At 63.6% G+C, this 26,483-nt stretch carries 31 protein-coding genes; 19 read left to right on the top strand and 12 right to left on the bottom strand.

Annotated features, from left to right (window positions below; all coding sequences use genetic code 11):
- Window positions 1-11 precede the first annotated feature (11 nt).
- The 12 genes from tatB to SAJA_RS01745 all read left to right on the top strand — a co-directional run bounded on the left by tatB (window position 12) and on the right by SAJA_RS01745 (window position 10,405).
- Window positions 12-386 carry a Sec-independent protein translocase protein TatB gene (gene tatB / locus SAJA_RS01800; RefSeq protein ID WP_123656950.1) on the top strand — a complete coding sequence of 125 codons (375 nt, stop codon included), beginning with the start codon at window positions 12-14 and terminating at the stop codon, window positions 384-386.
- Between the two features lie 29 nt (window positions 387-415).
- On the top strand, window positions 416-1,135 hold the full coding sequence (gene tatC / locus SAJA_RS01795; protein WP_123657016.1) for a twin-arginine translocase subunit TatC: 720 nt from the start codon (window positions 416-418) through the stop codon (window positions 1,133-1,135).
- A gap of 117 nt (window positions 1,136-1,252) precedes the next feature.
- Complete coding sequence (locus tag SAJA_RS01790) at window positions 1,253-2,068, top strand: hypothetical protein (protein WP_123656949.1); 816 nt, start codon at window positions 1,253-1,255, stop codon at window positions 2,066-2,068.
- 499 nt (window positions 2,069-2,567) lie between these two features.
- The gene (locus tag SAJA_RS01785; RefSeq protein WP_123656948.1) at window positions 2,568-3,341 is read left to right on the top strand and encodes an urease accessory protein UreD; all 774 of its coding nucleotides are present in this window, start codon (window positions 2,568-2,570) and stop codon (window positions 3,339-3,341) included.
- A 41-nt stretch (window positions 3,342-3,382) separates the two neighbouring features.
- Window positions 3,383-3,685: an urease subunit gamma gene (gene ureA / locus SAJA_RS01780; protein ID WP_123656947.1), complete on the top strand. Its 303-nt coding sequence runs from the start codon at window positions 3,383-3,385 to the stop codon at window positions 3,683-3,685.
- A 10-nt stretch (window positions 3,686-3,695) separates the two neighbouring features.
- Complete coding sequence (locus SAJA_RS01775) at window positions 3,696-4,019, top strand: urease subunit beta (protein ID WP_123656946.1); 324 nt, start codon at window positions 3,696-3,698, stop codon at window positions 4,017-4,019.
- On the top strand, window positions 4,016-5,716 hold the full coding sequence (ureC, locus tag SAJA_RS01770) for an urease subunit alpha (RefSeq protein WP_123656945.1): 1,701 nt from the start codon (window positions 4,016-4,018) through the stop codon (window positions 5,714-5,716). The genes SAJA_RS01775 and ureC overlap by 4 nt, the downstream gene beginning before the upstream one ends.
- A 72-nt stretch (window positions 5,717-5,788) precedes the next feature.
- A complete protein-coding gene (ureE, locus tag SAJA_RS01765; RefSeq protein WP_123656944.1) occupies window positions 5,789-6,319 on the top strand; it encodes an urease accessory protein UreE in 531 nt (176 codons plus the stop codon).
- Complete coding sequence (locus tag SAJA_RS01760; protein ID WP_221180087.1) at window positions 6,216-7,007, top strand: urease accessory protein UreF; 792 nt, start codon at window positions 6,216-6,218, stop codon at window positions 7,005-7,007. The genes ureE and SAJA_RS01760 overlap by 104 nt, the downstream gene beginning before the upstream one ends.
- 20 nt (window positions 7,008-7,027) lie before the next feature.
- Window positions 7,028-7,639: an urease accessory protein UreG gene (gene ureG / locus SAJA_RS01755; RefSeq protein WP_123656942.1), complete on the top strand. Its 612-nt coding sequence runs from the start codon at window positions 7,028-7,030 to the stop codon at window positions 7,637-7,639.
- Between the two features lie 134 nt (window positions 7,640-7,773).
- A complete protein-coding gene (locus tag SAJA_RS01750; protein ID WP_123656941.1) occupies window positions 7,774-9,396 on the top strand; it encodes a purine-cytosine permease family protein in 1,623 nt (540 codons plus the stop codon).
- 25 nt (window positions 9,397-9,421) lie between these two features.
- Window positions 9,422-10,405, top strand: coding sequence for a HoxN/HupN/NixA family nickel/cobalt transporter (locus SAJA_RS01745; RefSeq protein WP_184999704.1), 984 nt, complete (start codon window positions 9,422-9,424; stop codon window positions 10,403-10,405).
- A 496-nt stretch (window positions 10,406-10,901) separates the two neighbouring features.
- Here SAJA_RS01745 and SAJA_RS01740 read toward each other — a convergent pair whose 3' ends face one another.
- From SAJA_RS01740 to SAJA_RS01730, 3 genes are all read right to left on the bottom strand, one after another.
- On the bottom strand, window positions 10,902-12,014 hold the full coding sequence (locus SAJA_RS01740; protein WP_123656939.1) for an alkene reductase: 1,113 nt from the start codon (window positions 12,012-12,014) through the stop codon (window positions 10,902-10,904).
- Between the two features lie 78 nt (window positions 12,015-12,092).
- Window positions 12,093-12,542 carry a plastocyanin/azurin family copper-binding protein gene (locus SAJA_RS01735; RefSeq protein ID WP_123656938.1) on the bottom strand — a complete coding sequence of 150 codons (450 nt, stop codon included), beginning with the start codon at window positions 12,540-12,542 and terminating at the stop codon, window positions 12,093-12,095.
- 64 nt (window positions 12,543-12,606) lie between these two features.
- Entirely contained in the window at window positions 12,607-13,734 is a 1,128-nt protein-coding gene (locus SAJA_RS01730; RefSeq protein ID WP_123656937.1) for a zinc-dependent alcohol dehydrogenase family protein, read from the bottom strand.
- A gap of 66 nt (window positions 13,735-13,800) precedes the next feature.
- Here SAJA_RS01730 and SAJA_RS01725 point away from each other — a divergent pair, with 66 nt between their 5' ends.
- Window positions 13,801-14,430, top strand: a complete 630-nt coding sequence (locus SAJA_RS01725; protein WP_221180086.1) for a phosphoribosyltransferase family protein — start codon at window positions 13,801-13,803, stop codon at window positions 14,428-14,430.
- On the opposite strand, the gene SAJA_RS01720 is transcribed toward SAJA_RS01725, so the two are convergent.
- Window positions 14,419-15,450 (bottom strand): sodium:calcium antiporter, encoded by a 1,032-nt coding sequence (locus SAJA_RS01720; RefSeq protein ID WP_221180085.1) that lies wholly within the window; start codon window positions 15,448-15,450, stop codon window positions 14,419-14,421. The two genes, SAJA_RS01725 and SAJA_RS01720, sit on opposite strands and share 12 nt — an antisense overlap.
- A gap of 366 nt (window positions 15,451-15,816) precedes the next feature.
- On the opposite strand from SAJA_RS01720, the gene SAJA_RS01715 reads away from it, so the two are divergent.
- Complete coding sequence (locus tag SAJA_RS01715) at window positions 15,817-16,302, top strand: pilin (RefSeq protein ID WP_123656936.1); 486 nt, start codon at window positions 15,817-15,819, stop codon at window positions 16,300-16,302.
- On the opposite strand, the gene SAJA_RS01710 is transcribed toward SAJA_RS01715, so the two are convergent.
- Complete coding sequence (locus SAJA_RS01710; RefSeq protein WP_123656935.1) at window positions 16,299-16,718, bottom strand: RNA-binding S4 domain-containing protein; 420 nt, start codon at window positions 16,716-16,718, stop codon at window positions 16,299-16,301. The genes SAJA_RS01715 and SAJA_RS01710 overlap by 4 nt on opposite strands.
- A gap of 49 nt (window positions 16,719-16,767) precedes the next feature.
- Between SAJA_RS01710 and SAJA_RS01705 the strand changes: the two genes are divergently transcribed.
- Together SAJA_RS01705 and SAJA_RS01700 are read left to right on the top strand one after the other, a co-directional pair.
- On the top strand, window positions 16,768-17,049 hold the full coding sequence (locus SAJA_RS01705) for a DUF3634 family protein (protein ID WP_123656934.1): 282 nt from the start codon (window positions 16,768-16,770) through the stop codon (window positions 17,047-17,049).
- 55 nt (window positions 17,050-17,104) lie between these two features.
- Window positions 17,105-17,770: a glutathione S-transferase gene (locus SAJA_RS01700; protein WP_123656933.1), complete on the top strand. Its 666-nt coding sequence runs from the start codon at window positions 17,105-17,107 to the stop codon at window positions 17,768-17,770.
- A gap of 561 nt (window positions 17,771-18,331) precedes the next feature.
- Here the strand turns inward: SAJA_RS01700 and SAJA_RS01695 are convergent.
- The 6 genes from SAJA_RS01695 to hemB all read right to left on the bottom strand — a co-directional run bounded on the left by SAJA_RS01695 (window position 18,332) and on the right by hemB (window position 23,081).
- Window positions 18,332-18,898, bottom strand: a complete 567-nt coding sequence (locus tag SAJA_RS01695; RefSeq protein WP_123656932.1) for a hypothetical protein — start codon at window positions 18,896-18,898, stop codon at window positions 18,332-18,334.
- 93 nt (window positions 18,899-18,991) lie between these two features.
- A complete protein-coding gene (nfi, locus tag SAJA_RS01690) occupies window positions 18,992-19,672 on the bottom strand; it encodes a deoxyribonuclease V (protein WP_245963200.1) in 681 nt (226 codons plus the stop codon).
- Complete coding sequence (gene mntR / locus SAJA_RS01685) at window positions 19,662-20,141, bottom strand: manganese-binding transcriptional regulator MntR (protein WP_123656931.1); 480 nt, start codon at window positions 20,139-20,141, stop codon at window positions 19,662-19,664. The genes nfi and mntR overlap by 11 nt, the downstream gene beginning before the upstream one ends.
- Before the next feature lie 16 nt (window positions 20,142-20,157).
- Complete coding sequence (gene aroE, locus SAJA_RS01680) at window positions 20,158-20,967, bottom strand: shikimate dehydrogenase (protein ID WP_123656930.1); 810 nt, start codon at window positions 20,965-20,967, stop codon at window positions 20,158-20,160.
- Between the two features lie 60 nt (window positions 20,968-21,027).
- On the bottom strand, window positions 21,028-22,080 hold the full coding sequence (waaF, locus tag SAJA_RS01675; protein ID WP_184999703.1) for a lipopolysaccharide heptosyltransferase II: 1,053 nt from the start codon (window positions 22,078-22,080) through the stop codon (window positions 21,028-21,030).
- A complete protein-coding gene (hemB, locus tag SAJA_RS01670; RefSeq protein ID WP_123656928.1) occupies window positions 22,077-23,081 on the bottom strand; it encodes a porphobilinogen synthase in 1,005 nt (334 codons plus the stop codon). Before hemB ends, waaF begins: the two co-directional genes overlap by 4 nt.
- Before the next feature lie 126 nt (window positions 23,082-23,207).
- Between hemB and arsS the strand changes: the two genes are divergently transcribed.
- The 3 genes from arsS (at window position 23,208) to SAJA_RS01655 (ending at window position 25,599) form a co-directional block, all read left to right on the top strand.
- Window positions 23,208-24,167 (top strand): arsenosugar biosynthesis radical SAM (seleno)protein ArsS, encoded by a 960-nt coding sequence (gene arsS / locus SAJA_RS01665; protein ID WP_123656927.1) that lies wholly within the window; start codon window positions 23,208-23,210, stop codon window positions 24,165-24,167.
- Between the two features lie 128 nt (window positions 24,168-24,295).
- Window positions 24,296-24,865 carry a sigma-70 family RNA polymerase sigma factor gene (locus SAJA_RS01660; protein ID WP_123657012.1) on the top strand — a complete coding sequence of 190 codons (570 nt, stop codon included), beginning with the start codon at window positions 24,296-24,298 and terminating at the stop codon, window positions 24,863-24,865.
- Complete coding sequence (locus tag SAJA_RS01655) at window positions 24,862-25,599, top strand: anti-sigma factor (protein ID WP_123656926.1); 738 nt, start codon at window positions 24,862-24,864, stop codon at window positions 25,597-25,599. Before SAJA_RS01660 ends, SAJA_RS01655 begins: the two co-directional genes overlap by 4 nt.
- Here SAJA_RS01655 and SAJA_RS01650 read toward each other — a convergent pair.
- The gene (locus SAJA_RS01650; protein WP_123656925.1) at window positions 25,596-26,444 is read right to left on the bottom strand and encodes a DUF547 domain-containing protein; all 849 of its coding nucleotides are present in this window, start codon (window positions 26,442-26,444) and stop codon (window positions 25,596-25,598) included. The two genes, SAJA_RS01655 and SAJA_RS01650, sit on opposite strands and share 4 nt — an antisense overlap.
- Between the last annotated feature and the right edge of the window lie 39 nt (window positions 26,445-26,483).

Raw genomic sequence — 26,483 nt, 5'->3', positions numbered from 1 at the left:
AACGAGCCGCTATGTTCGACATCGGTTTCTGGGAGCTGAGCGTTCTGGCCGTCATCGGCCTGATCGTGCTGGGGCCCGAGCGCTTGCCGGTGGTCGCCCGGACCATGGGTCGCTGGGTGGGCCAGGCCAAGCACTACATGAGCGCGCTGACCAGCGAGCTCGAGCGCGAGGTCAAGGCCGACGATATCCGGCGCGAGGTCCGCGAGGCACGCGAGCAGATCGAGTCGGAAACCCGCCAGGCACGCGATAACACCGATCGCGAGGTCGATTCGGTCATGCGGCCGCTCAAAAGCGAGCTGGAGCGGGATGCGGCCGACGACAAATCCGCATCGACACCGACCTCGAAATCGACCCCAAAATCGACCGATAAAGACCGTAATACGTGAGCACCTCGGACGAACAAGAACAGCCCTTGATGGCGCATCTGCTCGAGCTGCGCACTCGAGTGATTCGTATCGTGGCCGGCATCACGGTCGTGTTTCTGCCGTGTTTCTATTTCTCGCGCCCGCTGTTCACGTTTCTGTCCGGGCCGCTTCTGGCGCACATGCCCGACACCAACAGCCTGATCGCCACCGGCGTCACCGCACCGTTCCTGGTCCCGGTCAAGCTGGCGATGATGCTGTCGTTCGTGCTGTCATTGCCCTGGACGCTGTATCAGGTGTGGATGTTCGTCGCCCCCGGGCTGTATCTCAACGAACGCCGGTTGATGACGCCGCTGCTGGTGTCCTCGACGCTGCTGTTCTACTTCGGCATGGCGTTTGCCCAGTTCGTGATCTTTCCGATCGTGTTCGGCTTCTTCATCTCGGTGGCACCGGCCGGCGTGTCGGTGATGACCGATATCTCGAGCTATCTGGATTTCGTGCTCAAGATGTTCATGGCCTTCGGCATCGCCTTCGAGATGCCGGTGGCGATCTTCCTGATCGTCTGGGCCGGGTTCGTCACGCCCAAGCAGTTGGGCAGTTATCGCCCTTACGTGCTCGTGGCCTCGTTTGCCGGCGGCATGCTGCTGACGCCGCCGGACGTCATCTCCCAGACCCTGCTGGCGGTGCCGGTCTATCTGCTCTATGAGCTGGGTATCATCACGGCCCGTACGTTCGCCCCCGGCGGGCGCGAGCGTGAGAATCAGTCGTCCTGAGCCTTGGCGCGGTCGTTGTGATCCATCACAAGGCCGCCAGTCGCGGATTAAGCCGTGATTCATACCCCAAGCGTAGCTTGAAGATTCTTATTCAAGACGTCCCAAGGACTTCTTAAGATGTTCAATAAAACAGCTATTGCTTTCGGTCTGGCCATCGTTGCGGGCACGGCAGTCGCCGCGCCCACGGACAGCATGGACACGAGTGCCAATGCCAACGTCAGCGCGAACGCCTCGACGGCCGGCATGAACGCCAGCGCGGGTGCCGGGCACGGCATGGCCGCACACTTCAAAAAGCTCGATACCGACGGCAACGGCGTGTTGAGCATGAGCGAAGCCCAGGCCAACCCGACCGTGGCCAAGCTTTATGAGTCGCTCAAGACGAACGAGTCGATCAAGACCGACCCGGCCGCCAAGGCGTCTGACTCCAAGCCCAGCGGCGTGACGCTCGAGCAGTTCAAGGCCGGTATGGAAGCCGCGACCGGCGGCACGGCCGGCCCTGCCGTATCCGGCGGGGATACCTACACCGTGATGAAAGACGGCACCAAGAAAAAGATGTCGGAAGGCGCGATGCGTGCCCAGGACGGCATGAAGAAAGCCGGCCAAGGCATGGATAAAGCCGAGCAGAACGTGAAAAACGCTGGCGCGACGACCAAGCAGAACATGACGACATCGGCTGCAGACGCCGAGACGCGCATGAAGGAAGCCGGCACGCAGATGAAGCAGGACGGCGCCAAGATGCGTCAGGGCATGAGCGACCGCATGGACAAGACCAAGTCCAGCATGGCGGGCGCCGGTGCCGGCATGAAAGCCGATATGGACGGTGCAGCCCAGACCGAGGCTAACGGCAGTGCCAATGCCAGCGGCGGCAGCACACAGATGAGCGGATCGGCGAACACCGATACCACCACCGACATGAATACGACTGACGAATAAGCCAGTCGCAAAACAGATGACTGATCGGTGGCCCCGTCGTTTTTACGACGGGGCTTTTTTGTGTTCACCGCAGATTAGCGGGATGCCACGCGGCGCAGGCGACTCGTCCGCAAAAGACGCAGATGAGCGCAAATAACGTGCGATGTGGCATCGAAGCGACTCGCGCAGCCCGAACGCGTGCGCGCTAAATGTGGGTTATCCCGAAAGACGTCTTTCATGGGCCTTCGTCGCCGACTTGATTCGCATGAATGGACCGTAACCACCAGCTTTATTTGCGTTTATTCGCGGACTGTCATTCTCGAATCCCGGTAATCTGCGAATAACCTTTTTTGTGCGTGAAACATCTTCCCCGGATGCATGAGTTTGTGTAAAACCACCGGGGCCCGTTATCCGTCGAGAGCTTGTCATTACGCTGACACCACAATGTCCTGACCCGGCTGCGGCCGCCGGCTGGTGCGCGCAGATCGATCTGGGCCTGGCCCGATCAAACGGGCGCAGCGTGCCCGTGCGGCGCCAGCATACCGGCCCGCTGTATATTCAGCGGGCGTTGTATCCAGAGGACGATGGCACTGCGCATCTTATGCTGTTGCACCCGCCGGGCGGGTTGGTTCAGGGCGATCGAATCGATATCGATATCGAGGCCGTCGATGCGGCCAGCGTGCTCGTCACGACCCCCTCGGCCGGCAAGTTCTATCGCACACCGGCAACCGGCACCCATCAACGCGTGGGGTTGCATGCCGGGCCGAACAGTCGGCTGGAGTGGCTTCCCCAGGAAGCGATTCTGTTCGACGGCGCCAATGTTGCCCTGAGCCTTGACGTGGATCTATCGGCCGACAGCCGTGTCATCGTCTGGGACAGCGTGGTGCTGGGCCGGCCGGCCATCGAAGAACGCCTGATGCAGGGCCATCTCGATACGCGTCTCGACGTGCGTCTGGAGGCGCGCCCGATCTTTTCCGAGCGCACGCGGGTGCCGGGTCTTGCCGACTCGTGCCTGCAGGATGCCGGTTGGGGATTGGGCGGGGCGATCGCGATGGGCACGCTCATTGCATATCGCCCCGAGGACTTTGTGGCGCAGGACATCGAGGCACTGCGCCAGCTCGCCGTAAGTGGCGACGGGCGTTATACAGTTACGCTAGTGGATCAACTGCTGGTCGTGCGCGCGCTCGGCCAGAGCAGCCGTTTCGTGCGTGAAACACTGGCGCTGGCCTGGCAGGCGCTGCGTCCGCGGGTGATGGGCAAACCGGCGGTCGCCCCGCGTATCTGGGCAACATGAGCACGCATCGGGCGATGCCCGCGGCTTAAACGGTAGAGACGATGGAACTGACACCTCGCGAGAAAGACAAACTGCTGATCTTTTCGGCCGGCCTGCTGGCCGAGCGTCGACGAGACAAGGGCCTGAAACTCAATTATCCGGAGGCGATGGCCTATATCGCCTCTGCCCTCATGGAGGGCGCGCGTGCCGGGTACAGCGTGGCTGACATGATGGCCCACGGACGCACGTTGCTCACGCGTGAAGACGTCATGGACGGGGTGCCGGAAATGCTGACCGAGGTACAGGTCGAGGCCACGTTCACCGACGGCACGAAGCTCGTGACCGTGCACGACCCCATCGTATAGGAGTCCATTGATGCATCCCGGAGAACTTTTGCCCCGCGCTGGCCGTGTCGAGATCAACCCCGGCCGCGAGCGCCTGACGCTGGATGTCGCCAACACCGGCGACCGGCCGATTCAGGTGGGTTCGCACTATCATTTTGCTGAAACCAACCCGGCGCTCGTGTTCGATCGCGATGCCGCACGCGGGCATCGTCTGGACGTGCCCGCCGGCACCGCCGTGCGTTTCGAGCCCGGCGATACGCGCCGGATCACGCTGGTGCCCTATGTCGGTGCACGTCGGGTCTATGGCTTTCGCGGCGCGGTGATGGGCGCCCTTGATACGGCAGACAACACATGACCGATATGGACCGACGCGCCCACGCCGAAATGTTCGGCCCCTCGACCGGTGACCGTCTACGCCTGGCCGATACGGCCTTGACGATCGAGATCGAGCGCGATATCGGCCAGCCCGGTGACGAGGTCTCCTTCGGCGGTGGCAAGGTCATTCGTGACGGCATGGGCCAGAGCCAGGCCACCAACGAAACGGCGGCCGACACGGTCATCACCAACGCCGTTATTCTGGACTGGTGGGGCATCGTCAAGGCCGACGTGGCGATCAAAAACGGGCGTATCAGCGGGATCGGCAAGGCCGGCAACCCGGATGTCATGGACGCGATCGATATCATCATCGGCCCGGGCACCGAGATCATCGCCGGCGAAGGCCAAATTCTGACGGCCGGTGGTATCGACTCGCATATCCATTATGTCTGCCCGCAGCAGATTGAGGAGGCCCTGGCTTCCGGTGTAACCACTATGATCGGCGGCGGCACCGGCCCGGCAACGGGCACCAAGGCCACCACGGTCACGCCCGGGCCGTGGCATATGCACCGCATGCTCGAGGCCGCCGAAGGCTTTCCCATGAATCTGGCGTTTCTGGGCAAGGGCAATGCCAGCCAACCCGAAGCACTCCACGAACAGATCGTGGCCGGTGCGGCCGGGCTCAAGCTACACGAGGATTGGGGCACCACGCCCGCAGCCATCGACAACTGTCTCAGCGTGGCGGATGCCCTTGATGTACAGGTGGCGATTCATACCGATACGCTCAATGAATCGGGTTTCGTCGAGGATACGTTTGCGGCTTTCGGCGACCGGGTGATCCATACCTATCACACCGAGGGCGCCGGCGGCGGCCATGCGCCGGACATCATCGTGGCGGCCGGCAAGGCCAATATCCTGCCGTCCTCGACCAACCCGACGCGGCCGTATACCGCCAACACGGTGGATGAGCATCTGGATATGCTCATGGTCTGTCATCACCTGAACCCGGCGATCGCCGAAGACGTGGCGTTTGCCGATTCGCGTATCCGGCGCGAGACGATCGCCGCCGAGGACATCCTGCATGACCTGGGCGCGTTTTCCATGATCGCCTCCGACTCGCAGGCCATGGGCCGCGTGGGTGAAGTGATCACCCGGACCTGGCAGACCGCACACAAGCTGCGTCTGCAGCGTGGCCCGCTGGATGACGACACGACGGCCGATAACGCCCGCGCCAAGCGCTATATCGCCAAATACACCATCAACCCGGCCATCACCCACGGCATCGCCCACGAGGTGGGCTCGGTGGAAGTCGGCAAGCTGGCCGATCTGGTGCTCTGGAAACCGGCGTTCTTCGGGGCCAAGCCGGCCCTGGTGATCAAGGGCGGCATGATCGCGGTGGCGCCGATGGGCGATCCCAACGCCTCGATCCCCACACCGCAGCCGGTTCATTATCGGCCCATGTTCGCCGGTTTTGGCCGCGCAACCGCGGCCACATCGGTGACGTTCACCTCACAGGCCGCCATCGATGCCGGCATTGGCGAACGGCTGGGCCTTGGCAAGCGGCTGGTGGCCGTACGCAACACACGAACGCTGTCCAAGGCCGACATGAAGAACAACGATTATTGCCCCGATCTCGACGTGGATCCGCAAACATACGAAGTGCGTGCCGATGGCAAGCTGTTAACCTGTGAGCCGGCCACAGAGCTTGCGCTGGCACAGCGCTATTTCCTGTTCTGAGCGCACCGGATGGCGCCTGTTCCCGCGATCGCGATGCGCGACACCAAAAGACCCGGCAACCGGGCAGAACCCATGATACGACTCGATAGAAAACAAGATGCGGCGCCCGCGCTGATTCATACCACCGTGACGCTGGATTTCGATGCCCGCCAGAAATCGCGCCAGCGCGTGGTGCTCGACGACGGACGCGAAGCCGGCATACAGCTGGCGCGTGGCAGTGTTCTGGTCGACGGTGACGTGCTTACCGATGCCGAGCGCTCGGTGTGTGTACGTGTGGCCGCCGCGCCGGAAGCACTGTCCTATGTGCACTGTCACGATCGGCTGCTGCTCAACCGGATCTGTTATCACCTGGGCAATCGTCACGTGCCGCTGCAGGTAACCTGCGAAGCGGTGGCCTATCGCCATGATCACGTGCTTGATGCCATGGTCGCCGGGCTCGGCGTGACCCCCAGAGCCTGCTGCTGTGCCTTTCAGCCCGAGCCGGGCGCCTACGAAGGGCATGCCCACGCTGCGGGTGGGCATCATCACCCGCATTCCCACGGGCATGGCCATGCGGATCATACCGCCGCACTGGACGAGACACCCCGCCAGGCTCATGGGTGACGGCCAGCCGGGCCTAGCGCTCCAGCGCCTGCTACAGCTGGCCAGCCCGTCGCTGCCCGTTGGCGCCTTTGCTTATTCCGAGGGTCTGGAAACCGCCGTGGCCGACGGCCAGATCACCCACGTCGATGCCGTCGCCGACTGGCTGCGCGGGGCGTTCACCTACAGTGTCGTGCCGGGCGACCTGGCAATCACGCAGCGGCTGCATACGGCCTGGCGGGCGGCGTCGATTGATGACGTGACAACCTGGAGCGCCCGACTGCTGGCCATGCGTGAGACCGCCGAGCGACGCGCCCAGGAGCGCCATCTCGGTCATGCGCTGGCCAATCTTCTGTGCGCGATGGATATGACCGAAGCCGCGGACTGGCGCCTCGGCCGGGCCCATGCGCCGGCTGTAACCTTCGCTGCGCTCTGGGCGCTGGCCGCCACGCGCTGGCAGATCGCGGTCACGGACAGCCTGTCGGCCATGGCCTGGGCTTGGCTGGAGAACCAAGTGCTGGCGGCCGTCAAGCTCGTGCCGCTGGGCCAGACGGCCGGCCAGCGATTGCTCTTCGAGCTGGCCGGCGATATTCCGGCCGGCGTTGCCCGGGCCACCGCACTAAGTGACGACCAGCTGGGTGGCTCGCTGCCCGGGCTGGCGATGGCCTCGGCCGGGCATGAAACCCTGTATTCGCGTCTTTATCGTTCCTGAATTCGAGATAGAGCCAGACAATGACTGACAAGACCCCGCTTCGCGTTGGTATCGGTGGCCCGGTCGGCTCGGGCAAGACCGCCCTGACCGATGCGTTGTGCAAGACCCTGCGCGATCGATACTCGATCGCCGTCGTGACCAACGATATCTATACCCGCGAGGACGCGGATTTTTTGATTCGTAGCGGAGCACTGCCCGAAGCCCGTATCCGCGGCGTGGAAACCGGCGGCTGCCCGCATACCGCGATCCGCGAGGATGCCTCGGTCAACCTGGCCGCCATCGATCAGCTGACCGCGGAATTCGATGATCTGGATATCATCTTCATTGAATCCGGCGGCGATAACCTCGCGGCCACGTTCTCGCCGGAACTCTCCGACCTCACGCTGTACGTCATCGACGTATCGGCGGGCGACAAGATCCCGCGCAAGGGCGGGCCGGGCATCACGCGCTCGGATCTGTTGGTGATCAACAAGATCGATCTGGCCCCGATGGTGGGTGCCTCGCTCGAGGTGATGGATCGCGATGCCAGGATGATGCGCGGATCACGGCCGACGTTGTTCACCAACCTGCGTGGCGGGCAGGGCACGGCCGAGATCGTGGCCTTTATCGAACGCGAAGGATTACTGGCCTGATACAAAACGGTGCAGCCGCACCTAAACAAGGCAAATCAGACCCCGTGATCGCCGGCACCTGGGTCTGAGGGCCCGCTCGATCTGGCACGACACTTGCTCCAGCCCGCACATCGTTTACAAAACGTGAGCAAGACGTGGCAACGACCGCCGAGCAGATCGGCCGTTCGATCGATACCGAAACGGCCAAGAAGAACGAAACGCTGGAAGATTACACCCTGCGCTATGCGCCGCACTCGTTCCGGCGCTGGAGCACGGGCACGGTCGCCATCACCGCGCTCGGCGGCATCGCCTATCTGGCGGATTTCTCCATCGGGGCGAGCATCGCCATCAGTTTTGGCACCGTCAATGCGATTCTGGCGATCCTGTTCGCCGCGGCCCTGATCTTCGTCACCGGCTTGCCGGTGGCTTACTACGCGGCGCGCTACAACATCGATCTGGATCTGATCACCCGCGGGGCCGGTTTCGGCTACTACGGTTCGGTGCTCACGGCGATCATCTTTGCCTCGTTTACGTTCATCTTCTTTGCCCTGGAAGGCTCGATCATGGCCCAGGGCTTGTTGGTGGGGCTGGGCGTGCCGTTATGGGCCGGCTATCTGGCGTCCACGCTCATCGTGTTGCCGCTTGTGATCTACGGCATGAAGGCGTTGTCTAAGCTCCAGCTCTGGACCACGCCGTTCTGGCTGATTCTTATGGCGGCCCCGGTGATTTATCTGGTATCCAGCCAGCCGGCTATTCTGGGCGACTGGATGGCCTACCAGGGCACCGAGGGTTACGGCGGGGTGAGTATCGCGGCCGTCATGCTGGGGGCGGGCGTCTGTCTCGCCCTGATGGGCCAGATTGGTGAGCAGATCGACTACTTGCGGTTCATGCCGGCCAAGACCCGTGAGAACCGCGGGCGTTGGTGGGCCGCCGTGCTGGCCGCCGGGCCGGGCTGGGTGATTCTGGGCGCGGCCAAGCAGATGATCGGTGCGCTGCTGGCCTTCTATTTGATGTCCAAGGTCGCCGACTCGGCGGCCACCGAGCCGGTACGCCAGTTCGTCTCGATCTTTTCCGAGATGCTGCCCCTGTGGGCAGCCCTGACGCTATCGGTGATCCTGGTCGTCATCAGCCAGATCAAGATCAACGTCACCAACGCCTACTCGGGCTCGCTGGCCTGGACCAATGCGTTCACCCGCATCACCCGTCACTACCCGGGGCGCATCGTGTTCGTCGTGGTCAACCTGGCAATCGCCCTGGCGCTCATGGAAGGCAACATGTTTGCCGTGCTGGGCAATATTCTGGGCTTTTACTCGAACTGCGCGATCGCCTGGGTCGTGGTGGTGGCCACGGATATCGTGATCAACAAATATCTGCTTGGGTTGTCGCCCAAGGAGCCGGAGTTCAGGCGTGGCATGCTGTATGCCGTCAATCCGGTGGGCACGATCGCATTCGTGGCCTCGGCGGGGTTGGCGATCGCGGCCTATTTCGGCTTGCTGGGCGCGTTTCTGTCGTCCTATTCGCCGCTGGTGGCGGTGAGTGTTGGTGGGGTGTTGCCGCCAATTCTGGCGGCACTCACCGGCGGGCGGTATTATCTGGCCCGCGATGATGACGGCATCGATTCGCCGCGTTTTACCGCCGACGGCACGCCCTCGGCCGATGTCCATACCTGCCAGTCCTGCCAGGCGGATTTCGAGCGTCCGGACGTGTTGTATTCGGCTTATCAGGGCGGGGTGGTGTGCTCGTTGTGCCGGGCGACCGAGCCGTTGAACGCGGGCTGATACATCAACAAGACAAGGCATGCAGGTGACGTATTCTCAGACCCGGCGGCCGCCGCGGGCATTGATCGCAATGATCGCTGCCCTGCATCTGGCCGGTATCGCGCTGCTCGTGGCCGGTGCGGCCCAGGGCACACTGTTGTTTGGCCTGGGCGGGCTGGCCTATCTGCTGGGGCTGCGACACGCCTTCGATATCGATCATATCGCGGTCATCGATAACGTCTCGCGCAAACTCATCGACGACGAGCGATCGCCCGCGTTCGTGGGGTTTGCCTTCTCTGCGGGCCATTCGACCGTTGTATTCCTGTTGTGCGTGCTCGTGGTCCTCACCGCCGGTGCGCTGGCGGGCCGGTTGGAGGGGATCGCCGCACTGGGCAGCGTGATCGGCACCGTCGCCTCGGCCACGTTCCTGAGTGTGATGGCCGCGTTCAACGCGCGGCTCGTCTGGCAGCTGTGGCAGCGCTACGCCGGCCGGTCGACGTCCGTGGACGAATCCCGCCCGGGCCAAGGCATGTTGTCGCGCCTGGTGGGCCGCAGCACGGCGTGGATCGATCGCGGCTGGAAGATGTATCCGCTGGGATTCGTCTTCGGTCTGGGCTTCGACACGGCCACCGAAGTCGCTCTGCTGGGGCTCTCGGCCGGTGCCGCGCAACATGCCGGCTGGCCGCCGTGGACGATCATGGCCCTGCCACTGTTGTTTGCAGCCGGCATGACGAGCCTGGATTCGATCAACGGCTGGCTGATGCAGCGGGCATATCGCTGGGGCGCCGACAGTCGCCGACGTCTGGGCTTCAACCTGGCGATCACCGCCCTGTCCGTGGCCGTGGCCGGCCTCGTGGCCGCCGTGGAATGGACCGGCCTGGCCCTCGATCACCTGGCGCCCACCTCCGGGCCGGCCGAAGCGATCGCCCATCTGCCCAGCGCGGCCCTGGGCGCCCTGATCCTGCTGAGCTGCCTGGCCCTGTGGTGGTGGGCGCGCCGACGCGGGCGTGCTGCGGCGCTTTCTGGGTGATTTTGCGGGGCGTTCTTTTTAAACCGCAGATTTACGCAGATGACGCAGATGTGGGCTTAGTGGCCGTTGAAGCCTACGGCTGAATGATGGCGCGAGCCGTGGGCTTGTGTTGCGTGGAAATAAAAGACAACTGGATTTTGTCTTAAAGCCACGGTGTGCAGGCGCTTTCTGGCTGACTCTGGGGCACGTTCTTTTTAATCCGCAGATTTACACAGATGACGCAGATTTGGGCTTGGTGGCCGTGGACGTTTACGGCTGAATGATTGCTCAAGGCGTGGGCGTGTGTTGAGTGAGAATGAAAAACAAAAAATTTCTGTCTTCATCTTCGCTTAACGCTAAGACGAGCGAGCGTCTTATTATTCAGCCCTGATCGTCGACGCTCGCCAAGCCAAAATCTGCGTCATCTGCGTCCATCTGCGGATAAACGTTTTTTCGGACGCGCATAAAAAAGCCGGAGCGAATGCCCCGGCTTGTCGCCGACTACTTGAGCTAGACCCTAGCCCTTCTGCTCGGCGAGCGTCGGGTAGTCGGTATAGCCTTTCTCGTCACCCCCATAGAAGGTGCTGGGATCGGGCTCGTTGAGTTCGGCGTTCTGGCGGAAGCGTTCGACGAGATCCGGGTTGGCGATATAAGGCCGGCCGAAGGAGGCGCCGTCGCCTAAGCCGTCGGCGATCAGGGCTTCGGTCTTGTCGGCCGTGTAGTGGCCGTTGAACAACAGTGCGCCGGCGGTGAAGCGCTCGCGCATCGCGGCGCGGAAATCAGCGCTCAAGGAGACATCGCCGCCGGCCCAGTCGGGTTCGGCCACGTGCACATAGGCCAGGCCGCGCTCGTTGAGCTGCTCGGCCATGTAGAAGGCCATGGTCTTGGGCTCGTCGTCGCTCAGGCCGAAGATCTCGATGAACGGCGATAGGCGAATGCCTACGCGATCAGCCCCCATCACCTCGATGACGGCATCGACCACTTCCAGCGTCAGCCGGGCGCGGTTTTCCAGATTGCCGCCGTAGGCGTCGGTGCGTTGGTTCGAGCCGGTGGCCTGGAATTGCTGCAGCAGATACGCATTGGCGGCATGCACTTCAACCATGTCAAAGCCGGCCCGCTTGGCGCGAATGGCAGCCTGGCGGTATTCGTCGATGACGCCCGGGATTTCTTTGGTTTCCAGTGCGCGCGGTGTGGCCGTGTCGTGCAATCCGGAACTGCCATCCTCGAATTCGACGTACGATTGGGCGCCCTCGGCTTTCAACGCCGACGGGGCGACCGGCTTGCGCCCATCGGGGTGCACCATTTCATGACCCACGCGCCCGACGTGCCAGAGCTGGCAGCACATGCGTCCGCCGGCACCGTGAACGGCCCCCAGCACGTCTTTCCAGCCCGCTTCCTGGGCATCGGTGAAGATACCCGGCGTATAGACATAGCCACGCGCGGATTCCGAGATATTGGTGGCCTCGGAGATGATCATGCCCGCGCCGGCACGCTGGGCATAATAGGTCTGCTGCATTTCACCCGGCACCTGATCCGGGCAGCGGGCGCGCGTGAGCGGCGCCATGAATACCCGGTTGGGCAGTTCCACGGCACCGACCGTCATCGGTGATAGCAAGCGTTCGTAAGCCATTGATGATCCTTGTGCGATAGATGGATAGGATCTGGGTTCGACCGGCCGCAAGAACAAGCCCGCGCCGGCCGAGCGGGCCTACTTGACGGTGAGCACGCCTTTCATGCCGGCCGCGAAATGCCCGGGAAAGGTGCAGATATAGCTGTAGTCACCCGGTTTGTCGGGCGCGGTGAACGTCACCGTATCGCTTTTACCGCCGGCGACCATGCCCGTATGCGCGATGGTTTGATCGGCGCGGGCTTTCGGGAAGTAATCGTTGGCCGGCGCGTTCTGCGCCGCGTTGTCGAAGGCATCGGCATCAGCGCCGTGTTTGAGCAGCACCCAATTATGCGCCATGGCCGAGGCCGGCAGGTGTGACTTGTTGACCAGTTTGACGGTCACCGATTCGCCCGGCGCCACGCGCAGATGCTCCTTCGAGTAACGCAGGTCGTTCTGGCCGATAATCTTGAATGAGGCATCAGCCTGTGCGGCCAGTGGCGACAGCGACAGGCCGACAAGCGCGGCGACGAGTAGAGCACGTAGTGACATGACGAGCCTTGGTTCGATGCAATGCCCGGATGATTGGGGTGGCCGCCGCGCAGACAAGCCGGCATCAATCAAAGACGATGACCTGACGGATCGCCTCGCCGGCGGCCAGCCGCTCGAAGCCGGTGTTGATTTCGTCCAGCGTCAGCCGGTGGGTGAGCAGTTTGTCCACCGGCAGGCGCCCGGCCTGATAGAGCGCGATGTATTCGGGGATATCGAGCTTGGGCACATGGCCGCCGAGATACGAGCCCAGCAGCGAGCGCTCTTGGGCGACGAGCTTCAGGGCAGGCAGGGCCATGCGTGCATCGGGATGCTGCAGGCCGGCGGTCACCGTGGTTCCGCCCTTGCCGGTGGCTTCGAAGGCGAATTCCAGGGCGGCGGCCACGCCGGCGAATTCGGCGGCCAGATCCACGCCGCCGCCGCTCAGCTGCTGCACCTGCTCAAGCGCATCGTCGTCGCGTGTGTTGATGGTGGCGGTCGCGCCCAGCTCGCGCGCCTTGGCCAGTTTCTCGTCGTCGATGTCCGCGGCGATGACCTGGGCGGCACCGCCGGCGATCGCGCCCAGCACCGCCGACAGGCCCACGCCGCCCAGACCCACGACGAGCACGCTCTGCCCGAGGGTCATGCGGGCGGTCTTGAGCAGCGCGCCCACGCCGGTCAGTACCGCGCAGCCAAAGACAGCGGCCACCTCGAAAGGCAGCTCGGGGTCGATCTTGACCAACGACTCGGTGGCCACCACGGCATGTTCGGCAAAGCCGGACACACCCAGATGGTGATAGATGTCGTCACCGTTCTGGCTCAGCCGGAAATCGCCGCCGAGCAGCGTGCCGGCGTTGTTGGCCGCGGCCCCCGGCGTACAGAGCGCGGCCCGCCCGTCGGCGCAGTAGTCACAGTGGCCACAGCTGGGCACGAACGAGCAGACCACGTGATCGCCCACGGCGAAATTCGATACGCCGTCGCCCACCGCGATGATCTCGCCGGCGGCCTCGTGGCCCAGCACCATCGGCGTGGGCCGCGGGCGATTGCCGTTGATGCTCGACAGATCGGAATGACACAGCCCGGCGGCACGGATCTTGAGCAAGACTTCACCGGGGCGTGGCTCGGCCAGCTCGAAGGTTTCGATCGCAAGCGGACGCGACTGATCGTAGGGGCGCTCGGCCTCGGCGGTGCGTAGAACGGCGGCACGGGTCTGCATGACAGAACCTCACAGATAAACAGGTAGGGGCAATGTAGCGGCTTGTCTCATCGCGCGCGATGGGCCATGCGTCGAATTACCGGCCGCGCTGTTGCACAATACGCCGCGTTCATCGACCCACCCGACCCGATCATGCAACCGACCCGCCAGACGCACCCCGTGGATATCGCCGGCCTCAAGCGCGAGCTGCCTTTGTTCGAGGTCGCCGACGGCGTGCAGATCGCGGTATTGAACGTGCTGGGTGATACCGCACTGGTCCAGGCCGCGGCCACGGGCCTGGCCAACAAGCTGGCCGCGCTGGACTATGGCGTGCTGGTCACGGCCGAGGCCAAGTCGATCCCGCTGGTGCATGCGCTATCGGTGGCCACGGCCCGGCCTTATGTGGTGCTGCGCAAGTCGTACAAGCCTTATATGGGCGATGCGCTATCGGCGACGACCCACTCGATCACCACGGGCGACGAGCAGACGCTCTATCTGGATGAAAAAGACCGGGCGCTGGTCGAGGGCGCACGTATCGTGCTGGTCGACGACGTGATCAGCTCGGGCTCCACGCTGCAGGCCATGCAGGCGATCATGCACGAGGCGCGTTCGATCATCGCCGGCGAGGCCGCGATCTTCACCGAAGGCGATCGCGCGGACTGGGCGGATGTGATCGCCCTCGGTCATCTGCCGATCTTCACGGCGTCAGAAGAATAGAGACAGCGCCACACCCAGCACGTAAAGGCCCGCGATCGACGCACTCTCGAAGCCGACGTTGCCCAGGCCGCTCTTCTCGCGCCGGATCAGGCCCAGCAGCAGCACGCCCGTCATCAATACCGACAGGGCGATCCACAGCAGCGTCGACCCGGACACCGCGTGATAGATCGAGCCGTCGCGATACGCCACGTCGGCCGCACCGGCGAACAGACAATCAAAGGCGTTGCCGCCGATGATGCCGCCCACGGCCAGCTGTAGCGCGCCGCGTCGCACGGCCGCAATCGAGGTCACCAGCTCGGGCAGAGAGGTGACCACCGAGGTCAGCACGATGCCCACGGCCGTCTCGCCCATGCCCGTCTGGCTGCCCAGCCGGGTCGCCACGCTGGTCAAGACATAACCGGCTACGCCGAGCACGGCGGCCAGGCCCACAAACCGGCCCCATAGCGGGAAGAGCGCCTGATTCGCGGCCTCGTCGTCAGGCTCGTCCGCGCGGGTTTCTTCGGTGTTGCGCGGCGTCCACATCCGGAAATGCTCGGCATCGTTGACCACGCGCAGGCCAAAGGCATACCCCGCGAACAGCACAATCGTGGCCGGATGGATGCCAAAGATCGTCAACGCCGGCGAGTAAGGCGCGACCAGCAGCAGCGACAGCAGGATGATCAAGAGCGCGCTCTGGGCCAGATTGGCGGTCGAGGCGGCGGCATGCTCAAGGTTGGCCCGTCGATAGACCACGTCAGCCACCGCCAGAAACAGCGTCTGGACTGCGATACCGCCGAGCGCGTTGCTCATGGCCAGCTCGGCCTCGCCGCGCCAGCCGGCGGTTACCGAGACCACGATGCCCGGCAGCGACGTGGCTGCGCCAAGCAGCACCGCGCCGATCACCGCTTCGCCGAGCCCGGTTCGATCGGCCAGGTTATCGGCCACCGCGGTCAGGCGCGTGCCCACCACGGCGATAATCACCGCGATGAGCGCAAACACCGCCAGATTGGGCCACAACGACAGGGCCGGCATAAGTGTCATGTGGCCCCCTTCAGGGCATCGAAAAATCAAGTGTCTCGGTACCCGAACACGAGTGCCGTGATAGGCGGGTATCGCGAGACGTCAGGGCGGCCCGGCATCAATAACCAATGAAGGCGCCCGGTCTGCCCGTGGGGTATGGCGCCGGGCCAGCGCAGCGTCTGCGCATCGTAACCCGGCGCCCCGCCGCCTGCGCAATGGCTGGCAATGCGCGGTCTTGTCTGTGGCGGCACAGGATAAGCCAAGTCCCTGAGCGTAGATGATCTTTGCCGGCGCAATGGGCCGCGCGCCCGAACCTGTTTTGACGCGTGACGTGGCACTCGGGCACAACACGAGCGGGTGGCAACGAAACGGGCGGGGGCGTCGAGGATGCAGGCGACACGGGGAAATACGGCAGGTTTCACGTTGATCGAGCTGATGATCGTCGTGGCCGTGATGGGTGTCCTGGCAGCGGTGGCGATCCCGTCGTATCGCGACTATGTCGCCCGTGCGCACATCAGCGAAGGGCTGGCGCTAATCGGGCCGGTGAAAAACGCCGTTGCCGAGTATTACGCCGTCAACGGCGGGCTGCCGCAGGTCGCCAACAATCACATGACCAACGTGCTGGCCGCACTCGGCCTGCCCAACAGCAGCGAGACCGGCGCAGCCAGCGGCCAGGCGGTCAAACGGATCTGGTGGTACAACAACGCCGATGACCCGGCGATCAAGATCAAATACGCCGGCCCCGGCATCGACGACAAGGTGCTGTTGGTGGCCGCGCACTTCGATGCCGGTGCCATCACCTGGCGCTGTACGCCGGCGAGCGGGGCCGACGGCGTGCCGGCCGACTATCTGCCGGCGCGCTGTCGACGTTAGCCGGCGTCCTCGCCCTGCTTGAAGCGGCGCAGGCGGCGGCGTGATTTCTTATCGGGCCGGGCCGTCGGGCGAGGCATGGTCAGGCGCGCGGCTCGCCGCTCGGCGGCCTCATCTTCGCGGCGTTTCTGGCTTTCCGGGGTTTCCTGCCAGAGCTGTTCGGCCTGGCTTGCCGGGCCGCGCTTGTCGGATACGGCGATGATTTCGACATCAAAGACCTGCTCGGGCTTCTTGATCTTGAGCATCTGGCCGGCACGCACGGCTGCGCTGGCCTTGGCCTTGTGGCCGTCGAGCTCGACGTGCCCGCCCTTGATCGCAGCGGTGGCCAGGCTGCGGGTCTTGAAGAACCGCGCGGCCCAGAGCCATTTATCGATTCGTACCGTCGGCCCGGCGCCGGTGTTGCGTGGTGCATCGTTCATGGTGAAACTTTGACACGGGTTTCAACCACAGGCCAAGGACGGCCGCGGCATGCTTGATCGCTTCCGCTTGAATTTTCGGCTACGTATCGATGACGATCGCCAGATACACGTTCAGCGCGGCAAGGTATCGCCCCGATTCTTACGTGAGCTGGCCGACGTGCTCGCCCTGTTCGATATCCGCCGCGGCGCGATCGAGTGCAAGGGCCGGGGCGCGCGCATGCGTCTGATCTTTACCGACGGTTTTCCGCAGGCCGGGCGCCAGGCGGTTCGCAATGTCTGGCAGCCGCCCAGCGGACCGGGGGGCGGTGGCGGCATGCGCGCCGCCGGCTGAACACCGATCGTGGACAGCGTAGGCTGGTATTGAACCCATCCAACCGGCAACCGTCATGATCACCGTGCATCACCTGGCCGACTCGCGCTCACAGCGCGTGCTCTGGCTGCTTGAAGAACTGGATCTGGATTACGAGGTCGTGCGCTACGAGCGTGACCCCGCCACGTATCTGGCCCCGGCCTCACTCAAGCGCGTACATCCGCTGGGTAAATCGCCGGTCATCACCGATGATGACAACACGGTGGCCGAGACGGGCCATATCGTGGATTACATCGTGCGCCGTCACGGCCAGGGGCGTTTGGCGCCGGCGGCTGACAGTCTGGTCTACGAGCGCTATCAATACTGGCTGCACTATGCCGAAGGCTCGCTCATGCCGCCGCTGTTGCTGCAACTGATCTTCAATAGTGTCGAGACCCGTGCGCCGATGCTGGCCAAGCCCGTGGCCAAGGCGATCTCCGGGCAGGTCAAGAAACAGTTCATCCGCCCGCAACAGAAGCTGCATTTCGATTATCTGGAAGACCAGCTGGCGGATAACGATTGGTTTGTCGGCGAGGCGTTCACGGCCGCGGATATCATGCTCAGCTTTCCGATCGAGGCCGGTACGGCGCGCGGCGTCGTGCGCGACAGCCACCCACGGTTGAAAGCGTTTATTGAGCGTATCCATGGGCGCGAGGCCTACAAGCGCGCGCTGGCGCGTGGCGGTGAATACGCCTACGCCTGATCGCGCATCCTCTGGATGCCATCGGGGTTTGATCCGCAGATGATGCAGATTGCGCCGATGTGGGCCGGGTCGCACGGCGGGTTGGCGGCTGAATGATCGGTTCGTCGGCGGCGGCCAGCCGAGCCGGATACCAGAAACAGGGTATCGGCCGGCCGGTGCGATGGCTTATCTGAGGACGACAGGCCCCGCAGCAACCAAAACCGAACTCGGAACCAAAAAAGGCTCGTCGCACATCACCGGGATTCGAGAATGACAGTCCGCAAATAAACGCGAATAGAACGCAAATAGAGACCACAGGCAATAGTGGTTACGGTCTATTCATGCGAATCAAGTCTGCGATGAAGGCCCATGAAAGACGTCTTTCGGGATAACCCACGTGCAGCGCGCACGCGTTCGGGCGGCGCGCGGCGCTTCGATGCCACATCGAACGTTATCTGCGCTCATTTGCGTCCTTTGCGGACGCGTGGCCTGCGCGGCTTAGCGTCCCATTAATCTGCGATGAACCAAAAAAAAGCCCGGCGCGAAGGCCGGGCTGTCTTTTCTTGGGTTATCGCTGGACGATTACTGACCCGCGTTGCCACCGGCCTGGCCGGCGCTGCCCATCTGCTGCTGCAGCTTGGAGCGCTTGGTCTTCATGTCCGAGATGATCTGATCGGTCTTGCCGTTCTCTTTCTTCATCGCCTGGACCGTGTTCTGTTGCAGCTGCTCGCCGGCCTGCTGGATTTCCGGCTGCTGCATGGCGGCGTTACGCGCCTTGACCATCTGCTGACGCTCGCTCTGGAACTTCTGCATCACGGCCTTGCGCTTGTCGTCCGACAGGTCCTTGTTCTGAAGCTGCTTGGCGTATTTTTCCATACGCTCCTGGCCGGCATCCACGTCATAGCCCTGTTTCTTCACGGCTTTCTTGACCTGGTTCTCGAAGGCTTTCTGCTGCTTGGCCAGCTGCGGATTGTTTTCGATCGTCTTGTCGTGAATCTGTTTGAGCTGCTGGGCATCCGAGCGATAGCCCTGCATCAGCTGCTGGGATTGCTTGTTGCCAGCGCCGGTATCGTCGGCCGCCACGGCCACGCTCGTGAATGACACGGCAGCCAGTGCGAGCAGACCGATGGTGGAAAGACGTTTGATCATAAAAAACCTGTCGTGCAGATATGTACGAATAGAATCAGACCACGAGGCAGCTTAACAGTTGCAAGACAAAACGAAATAAGCCGTAAAAAATGCTTATTTGTTGTGCGAAGCCAGCTTGTCGGCCGCTCGGGTCGTCTCGGGTAGACGATAGCGCGTTAGAAAGCGAATACACCAGTCCAGCGCGTTGGTCAGATCGGTACGATGACCCGGCGAGACGAAAATCGGGTTCACACGGGGCCGAGAACGCAGCACCGCCGCAATGGTTTCGTCGCGCTCGACCAGTGGTGTCCAGGCCAGGCGCTGCTCGGGCACGGTCGCATGTGTGCCGACCAGGCGCTTCTTGGCGATGCCGATACTGGGCAGGCCGCTGGCAAGCCCTAGATGCGTGGCCACCCCCAGACGCTTGGGATGGGCGATACCGTGGCCATCGACCATCAACAGATCCGGCGTGACGTGCAGAGCAGCCAGTGCATCCAGCGCGCCGGGTACTTCGCGGAACGACAGGAGCCCGGGAATATAGGGCATCCGCGTCGGCGAGCGCACCAGGGCCTCGTCCACGCGCTCGTGTGTGTCGGCATCAAAGACCACGATGGCGGCCCGAGTGGTGGCGCCCTGGTCCTCGAAGCCGATATCCACGCCGGCCACATGACGAATCGGCAACGCACCCAGCGGGGCGACGACGACGTCCTTGCGGATCGTGTCCTGAAGCGCGCGGGCCTCGGCTGCGGTGGTCGGCCAGTCGTGGGTCAGACCCGGGGCGGCGTTACTGGCCACGCTGCTCGGCAAACTGCTGCAACACGGCCAACGTTTCGTCGCTGACGTGGTGTTCCATGCCCTCGGCGTCCTGGCGGGCCGTGGCCTCGGCCACGCCGAGCGCGCGTAGAAACCGCAGGACGACGATATGGCGCTCGCGCGAGATACGTGCCATCTCGCGGCCCTCGTCAGTCAGAAATATCGAGCGATACGGCTGGCTGGTCACCAGCCCGGCCTCGGTCATGCGCCGGATCATCTTGCCGACCGTGGCCTGGGTCACGCCCATACGCTGGGCGATCTCGACCGCGCGTGCCTCGCCCTTGGCATCGATCAGATCGCCGATCAGCTCGACGTAGTCCTCGATCAGCTCGGTCTCGTGGGCTTTTCGCACCGTGCTGTACTGCCGGGCATGGGTGGCCGGATCGAGCAGCTCGTCGGGCCGGTCGGCACGCAGCACGTGGTCGAGTTTGTGGGCGTTTTCTGCACTCATGGCGCTATTGTAACGGTTAACAGCCGCGCAGCGCGGTGATCACCGCCCGGGTGTCCGGGCGTATGCCGCGCCACAGCGCGAACGACTCGGCGGCCTGTTCGACCAGCATGCCGAAACCGTCCTCACCGGCCACACCGCGATCGCGCGCCCAGCGCAGAAACGGCGTGGCGGTATCGGCATAGATCATGTCGTAGACCGCGCGGGCCCGGGTGAGCACCCGATCATCGAGCGCCGGCATCTCCCCGGCCAGTCCGGCGGAGATGGCATTGATCACGAGATCGGCGTCAAACGGGGCCTCGTCCAGGCCGCAGGCCGCGATAGAGCCCATGCGCAGGCAGCTCTCGGCGACCGACTGGCTTTTGGCCCGTGTGCGATTGGCGATCGTGATGCGCGCGACACCGGCGGCGAATAGATTGGGCACCACGCCGCGCACCGCACCGCCAGCGCCCAGAATGAGCACGCGCGCGCCGGCCAGATCCGTGCCCAGACGGCCCACGAGATCAGCGACCAGGCCGGCGCCGTCGGTATTGTCGCCGTGGATTTCGTCGCCACGCGCCATGAGCGTGTTCACCGCTGAGGCGCGTTGCGCGCGCTCGCTCAAGGTGTCGGCGCGTTCAAAGGCTTCCTGCTTGAAGGGCAGGGTGACGTTGAGCCCGGCACCGCCGGCGGCGAAGAACGCCTGTATCGAGGCCGCGAAGCCATCGACCGGCGCGCTGCGGCGCCCATAATGCATGTCCTGGCCGGTCTGGGCGGCGAACAGGGCATGAATATCGGGCGAGCGGCTGTGTTCGATCGGATGGCCGATCACGGCATAGGTATCGGTCATGGCAGGCGGCGTGGTGGGCATTGGCCGATAGACTGGCCAAGTCACGCAGCGGCGACAACCTCAGTGATAGCCGTGGGCGGCGTGCAAGGCTCTGATCGCCGGCGTGCCGGGCTGTTGGCACGCCAGCAGGACATCGTCGACCGATAGTTCGCTCAAACAGGCCTGATGGCCAAACGGGCAGCGGCGCTCGCGACAGGGCGAGCAATCCATGCCGCGCCACAGACGCTGGGCACGCGGGGCAAGCGGCGGGGCATAGTCCGGATCGGTTGAGCCGTACAGGCCGATCACACTGGGCGCGGCCGCGCTGGCCAGATGCATGATGCCGGTGTCATTGCCGACGAAATGAGTGGCCAGGGCGGCCAGATCCACCACGTCGGTCAAGCGCGTGCGCTCGGCAAAATCCACGCCGTGGCGCGGGGCGGCCGTCTTCATGGCATCGGCCAGCTCGCGATCGGCGGCACTGCCGAATATCCAGCAGGCCCAGCCGTCGTCATCCAGGCGTGCGGCCAGCTCGGCGAAATGTGAGGCCGGCCAGGCCTTGGCCGGGCCATAGGCCGCGCCCGGGGCAAAGCCGACAATGGGCCGAGACAGGTCAAGACCAAACCGTGCCGTCAGGGCAGCCTGGTTATCCGTATCGACGGCCAGGCGAGGATAGGTGATGGGCGCGAGCGCATCACCATCGCCGGCAAGCCCCAGCAGCGCGTAGTGCTCGGCCTTGAGCGGATAGCGCGCGGTATCAAGGGTGCGCACATCGTTGATCAGGCCGTAACGCATCTCCCCGCGTACACCGGTGCGTTGTGGAATACCGGCCAGCCAGGGCACCAGCGCGGCCTTGGCGCTGCGTTGCAGCACGATCGCCTGGTCATAGCGCCCGGTCTTGACGCGCGCGGCTTCGGCGCGGCGCTTGCCCCAGGCGAACTCGCCGTGGCGCAGCGCGCTTTCGAGCACGGTGTCCACCTCGGGCATGCGGGCCACCAGACTGGCGGTGACCGGCGGGGCCAGTACGTCAATCACGGCGTTGGGGTGTCGGGCACGCAGATCGATGAACAGGCTCTGGGCCATCACCATGTCGCCGATCCAGGACGGGCCGACGACTAGGATACGCTGGCTCACGCCTCGCCCAGCCAGCGGGCCGCATCCTTGGCGAAGTAGGTCAGAACGGCGTCGCAGCCGGCGCGCTTGAACGACAGCAGACATTCCATGACCGCCGCGCGTTCGTCCAGCCAGCCGTTGTCGATGGCGGCCTTGAGCATCGCGTACTCGCCGGAGACGTGATAAGCGAACGTCGGCACGCCGAATTCGGTCTTCACCCGATGAATGATATCCAGATACGGCATGCCCGGCTTGACCATGACCATATCTGCGCCTTCCTTGAGATCGAGTGCGACCTCGCGCATGGCCTCGTCGCCGTTGGCCGGATCGACCTGATAGGTGCGCTTGTCGGCCTTGCCCAGATTGCCGGCCGAACCCAGCGCCTCGCGGAACGGGTTGTAATAGCTGGAGGCGAACTTGGCGGCATAGGACATGATCACGGTGTTGATATGCCCGGCGTCCTCCAGGGCATGGCGCATGGCCTGAATCCGCCCGTCCATCATGTCCGAGGGCGAGACGATATCCGCGCCGGCATCGGCATGGGCCAGCGTCTGGGCCACCAGGATCTCGATGGTCGGGTCATTCAGGACATAGCCGGCCTCATCGATGACGCCGTCCTGGCCGTGGCTGGTATAGGGATCGAGTGCCACGTCGGTCATCACGCCAAGCTCGGGGTGACGCGCCTTGATCTGGCGGATCGCGGTGGGAATCAGGCCATCCGGGTTGGCGGCTTCTTCGGCCTCGGGTGTTTTCTTGCTCGGATCGATCACCGGAAACAGAACGATCATCGAAATACCGAGTGCCACCACCTCGTCGATCTCATCGGCCAGGCCGGTCAGGGTATGACGCTTCTGGCCCGGCATGGCCTGAATATCCATCGCTTCGCCTTCAGTAACAAAGATCGGATAGATCAGATCGTCCCGCGTGAGACGGTTTTCGCGCACCAGACGACGCGAGAAATCAGCCGAGCGGCCGCGGCGCAGGCGCGTGGCCGGGAAATGGCCGGGATAGGTATGAGGCATGACATCACCGTCGAAAGCGTTTGACTGCGCCAAAGCATGGAAGCGGGCCGGCCCGGATTCAACTTTAAAACCACTGTCGGCTGGTAAGCTCCACCCCTAGGCCACTATCGATCACAGAGTCGCGTCATGGCAGAAACCGCTGAAACGCTTGCGCTGTCCACGGATTTCCCTGCGATTCGTCGTGCACGGCTGCATACGCTGCAGATGAATCTGGGCTATCTGTGCAACATCGCCTGTACGCACTGCCACGTTGAGGCCGGGCCCAAGCGCACCGAGCTGATGGACTGGGCCACGATGCAGACCGCGCTGGATTTCATGAGCGCGCAGGGCATCGAAACCCTGGACGTGACCGGCGGCTCGCCCGAGATGAACCCGCACTTCCGGGATTTCATGCGCGCGGCGCGGGCACGCGGCGTGCATCTGATGGATCGTTGCAACCCCACGATCATCGTCGAGCCCGGCTATGACTGGGTGGCCCCGTTTCTGGCCGAGCAGGGGGTGAAGATCGTGGCCTCCCTGCCTTGTTATTCGGCGGATAACGTCGATGCCCAGCGCGGCAAGGGCGTGTTCGAGGCCAGTATCGCGGCCCTCAAGATCCTCAACGAGCAGGGCTACGGCCAGCCCGGCTCGGGGCTGACGCTCAATCTGGTCTATAACCCGGTCGGTGCGCACTTGCCGCCGGATCAGGCCGCACTTGAGGCGGATTATCATCGTTTTCTTTACGAACAGTTCGGCATCGTGTTCAACAACCTGTTCACGCTGGCCAACATGCCGATCAAGCGTTATGCCCACGCGCTGATGCGCGACGGCCAGTACGGTGATTACATGCAGCTGCTCAAGGACGCTTATCGACGCGACAACCTGCCCGACGTGATGTGTCGCGGGCTGGTGAGTGTGGACTGGCAGGGTTATGTCTATGACTGTGACTTCAACCAGATGCTGGATCTGCCGGTGGGCGGTGGCGCATCCACGCATCTTTCTGCGCTGATCGATGCCGATTTGACGGGCGCACCGATCGCCGTGGCCGATCACTGTTTCGGCTGTACGGCCGGTCAGGGCAGTAGTTGTGGCGGCGCGCTGAATTGATGCATAGCGCAAGACGATTGAGCCCGGCCCCGCGAAGCGCCACACTATCGAAATCGATCGCGAATCGAACCCGATGATGATTCTTCTGACACTTCACTGTCTGCGCTTGGCGCATGAAAGGGCTGCTCATGGCCGAGCGTGAACAGCTTGAAGCGTGGCTTGTTGCCACGGCACAAGGCGACGAGCAGGCATTTCGCAAGCTCTACAGCGCGACATCGTCGCAACTTTATTCGTTGTTGCTGCGTATCCTGCGCTCTCCGGAGCGTGCACAGGATGCTTTGCAGGATGCGTACGTGCGCATCTGGCAAAAAGCACATACGTATGCACCGGAACGAGGGGCGCCACTGACGTGGTTGTTGTCGATAGCGCGTTATCGCGCGCTGGATATGTTGCGACGCAAGCAGCCGGAAGTGGCCATGCCGGAAGAGCCGGATCGGGTCGCGACGCTGCTGGAGGACGAACAGAGCTTGTCTCCGCTGGAAGAAAACGAGAATCAGCAGTCTCTGTCTGCAATTAACGCGTGTCTGGGCGATCTGTCGGACGAGCAGCGCCAGTGTGTCTTGCTGGCCTACTACGAAGGGCTCACCCATCAAGAGCTGGCCGAGCGCATGGATGCACCGCTGGGCACCGTCAAGAGCTGGATTCGTCGCGGGCTGCTGCGCCTGCGTGACTGTCTCGCCGAAGAGGCTATCTCGTGAGCGATATGCAACACGACGATCGGGATCTGGACGCGGCCGAGTACGTGCTGGGCACGCTTTCGCCCGAGGCCGCCCGCGACATGGCCGAGCGCATGGCCCGCGAGCCCGAACTGGCACGTGCGGTCGCCGATTGGGAAACCCGGTTGGCCCGTTTCGGCGAGGATCTGGCGCCGGTCGAGCCGCCGGCTCGCGTCTGGCAGGCTATTTCTGATGACTTGAGCATGACGCGGCCGACCGGCCGTGGCGATATCCGCGAGGCAGCCAACGACAGTGCGTTGCGTCGCTGGCGTATCGCGGCTGTCGCGGCTTCCACGGCCGCGATCCTGTTGGCCGGCGCGCTCTGGCTGGGCGGGCCGACCGGTGGCCCCGTTGAAGCTGCGGCCCAGCCGACCTACGCCAGCATGATCTATGACCAGCCCACGGGCATGAGCTGGCTGATTCATTCCGCCGGCCAGGACGACAACGCACTGGCCGTCGAGGCGCTGCAGAATTACGACGTGCCCGAGGGTAAAGCGCTGCGCATGTACGTACGCGGTCCCGGCGGTGAAGCCAGTCTGGTCGGCGACCTGCCGCATGCACCGGGCCAGTACACGATGGATCTGAGCACCTCGGCCCGCCAGATGATGGCGCGTAACAGCGAGATCGTCGTGGCCATGGAAGACGCCGGCCAGACCGCCAGCCAGCCAAACGGTCGGATCATGTGGGTCTCGCCGATCGCGTTGCGTCGTAGCTAGTTGTCGTTCGCCTGCGTCTTCTCGACGTTGGGCGGGCTGTTGATCGACCAGTCATAGACATAGCCGTCGATCGTGTCGTGTGTGGCGATAGCCTTGGCCTTGTCGGCCGGTGCCAGGCGTGCCAGATGTTTCAGCACGCCGGCCGGTCCGCCGAAATCGGCGCCGTACCACTGATAGATCTTCGACACGACCAGACGGCCGTTGCTGATACGCGCGCCCTGCGGGCTGGCGACATAGGCCCGGGCGTTGGCAGCCAGTGCATCGGCCACGTTCGCGCCGGTGTAAGCCGAGGCGCGTAGAGCCGGGCAGGATATGGAGGCACAGTTCACGCCGTAGTGCGTCATGCCGTCGTGCCAGATCGGGCGCAGTATCCGATGTTCAATATCGTTGAGCGAGAGTTGGGCGCCCTCGACAGTCACGCGTTCTTCATCCCACGGGCCGCTATCGAACACGCCGGCATCGATGTCGCGAATCGAATCCACCGGCCAGTGATCAATCACCAACGCCAGGGTCACCGCGTTATAGAGATTGATCCAGTAGGCGCGTTGGACGTCTCGCGTGTAGTCGTCGATCTGGATCGCCTCGAGCGCGTCGATATAGCCGTGTAGCGCCTTGGCATCGGCCGTTGTGACAGCGGCGTAGCGCACGCTGTTGGGCCCGGTCTCATGCGTGACCACGTAGTCATCCAGAAAACGATTGAACACCGAGTGGTCGATCGTGGCATTGGACGTGCTGTCGTGGGCCTGCCAGCGCGGCCATAGATCAGCCGCCGGCGCTGCCAACGCGCTCTGGCAGACGACAAGCCAGAGCAGGGCACCGAGCAAGTGAGTAGGACGAATACACATCGTTGACTCTCGATGGGGCGATGCGTTCAGTCTAACCCG

Source organism: Salinisphaera japonica YTM-1 (assembly GCF_003788585.1).
In the GTDB taxonomy this organism is placed as follows: domain Bacteria; phylum Pseudomonadota; class Gammaproteobacteria; order Nevskiales; family Salinisphaeraceae; genus Salinisphaera; species Salinisphaera japonica.
Note: the sequence above shows the minus strand (reverse complement) of the source record. Positions and strands in the feature narration are given on the sequence as shown.

Excerpts from the sequence above, each read along its gene's own strand:
- tatB (WP_123656950.1), top strand. The coding sequence starts at position 12 with ATGTTCGACATCGGTTTCTGGGAGCTGAGCGTTCTGGCCGTCATCGGC.
- tatC (WP_123657016.1), top strand. The coding sequence starts at position 416 with ATGGCGCATCTGCTCGAGCTGCGCACTCGAGTGATTCGTATCGTGGCC.
- SAJA_RS01790 (WP_123656949.1), top strand. The coding sequence starts at position 1,253 with ATGTTCAATAAAACAGCTATTGCTTTCGGTCTGGCCATCGTTGCGGGC.
- ureA (WP_123656947.1), top strand. The coding sequence starts at position 3,383 with ATGGAACTGACACCTCGCGAGAAAGACAAACTGCTGATCTTTTCGGCC.
- SAJA_RS01775 (WP_123656946.1), top strand. The coding sequence starts at position 3,696 with ATGCATCCCGGAGAACTTTTGCCCCGCGCTGGCCGTGTCGAGATCAAC.
- ureC (WP_123656945.1), top strand. The coding sequence starts at position 4,016 with ATGACCGATATGGACCGACGCGCCCACGCCGAAATGTTCGGCCCCTCG.
- ureE (WP_123656944.1), top strand. The coding sequence starts at position 5,789 with ATGATACGACTCGATAGAAAACAAGATGCGGCGCCCGCGCTGATTCAT.
- SAJA_RS01760 (WP_221180087.1), top strand. The coding sequence starts at position 6,216 with ATGCCCACGCTGCGGGTGGGCATCATCACCCGCATTCCCACGGGCATG.
- ureG (WP_123656942.1), top strand. The coding sequence starts at position 7,028 with ATGACTGACAAGACCCCGCTTCGCGTTGGTATCGGTGGCCCGGTCGGC.
- SAJA_RS01740 (WP_123656939.1), bottom strand. The coding sequence starts at position 12,014 with ATGGCTTACGAACGCTTGCTATCACCGATGACGGTCGGTGCCGTGGAA.
- SAJA_RS01735 (WP_123656938.1), bottom strand. The coding sequence starts at position 12,542 with ATGTCACTACGTGCTCTACTCGTCGCCGCGCTTGTCGGCCTGTCGCTG.
- SAJA_RS01730 (WP_123656937.1), bottom strand. The coding sequence starts at position 13,734 with ATGCAGACCCGTGCCGCCGTTCTACGCACCGCCGAGGCCGAGCGCCCC.
- SAJA_RS01725 (WP_221180086.1), top strand. The coding sequence starts at position 13,801 with ATGCGTCGAATTACCGGCCGCGCTGTTGCACAATACGCCGCGTTCATC.
- SAJA_RS01720 (WP_221180085.1), bottom strand. The coding sequence starts at position 15,450 with ATGACACTTATGCCGGCCCTGTCGTTGTGGCCCAATCTGGCGGTGTTT.
- SAJA_RS01715 (WP_123656936.1), top strand. The coding sequence starts at position 15,817 with ATGCAGGCGACACGGGGAAATACGGCAGGTTTCACGTTGATCGAGCTG.
- SAJA_RS01710 (WP_123656935.1), bottom strand. The coding sequence starts at position 16,718 with ATGAACGATGCACCACGCAACACCGGCGCCGGGCCGACGGTACGAATC.
- SAJA_RS01705 (WP_123656934.1), top strand. The coding sequence starts at position 16,768 with ATGCTTGATCGCTTCCGCTTGAATTTTCGGCTACGTATCGATGACGAT.
- SAJA_RS01700 (WP_123656933.1), top strand. The coding sequence starts at position 17,105 with ATGATCACCGTGCATCACCTGGCCGACTCGCGCTCACAGCGCGTGCTC.
- SAJA_RS01695 (WP_123656932.1), bottom strand. The coding sequence starts at position 18,898 with ATGATCAAACGTCTTTCCACCATCGGTCTGCTCGCACTGGCTGCCGTG.
- mntR (WP_123656931.1), bottom strand. The coding sequence starts at position 20,141 with ATGAGTGCAGAAAACGCCCACAAACTCGACCACGTGCTGCGTGCCGAC.
- aroE (WP_123656930.1), bottom strand. The coding sequence starts at position 20,967 with ATGACCGATACCTATGCCGTGATCGGCCATCCGATCGAACACAGCCGC.
- hemB (WP_123656928.1), bottom strand. The coding sequence starts at position 23,081 with ATGCCTCATACCTATCCCGGCCATTTCCCGGCCACGCGCCTGCGCCGC.
- arsS (WP_123656927.1), top strand. The coding sequence starts at position 23,208 with ATGGCAGAAACCGCTGAAACGCTTGCGCTGTCCACGGATTTCCCTGCG.
- SAJA_RS01660 (WP_123657012.1), top strand. The coding sequence starts at position 24,296 with ATGGCCGAGCGTGAACAGCTTGAAGCGTGGCTTGTTGCCACGGCACAA.
- SAJA_RS01650 (WP_123656925.1), bottom strand. The coding sequence starts at position 26,444 with ATGTGTATTCGTCCTACTCACTTGCTCGGTGCCCTGCTCTGGCTTGTC.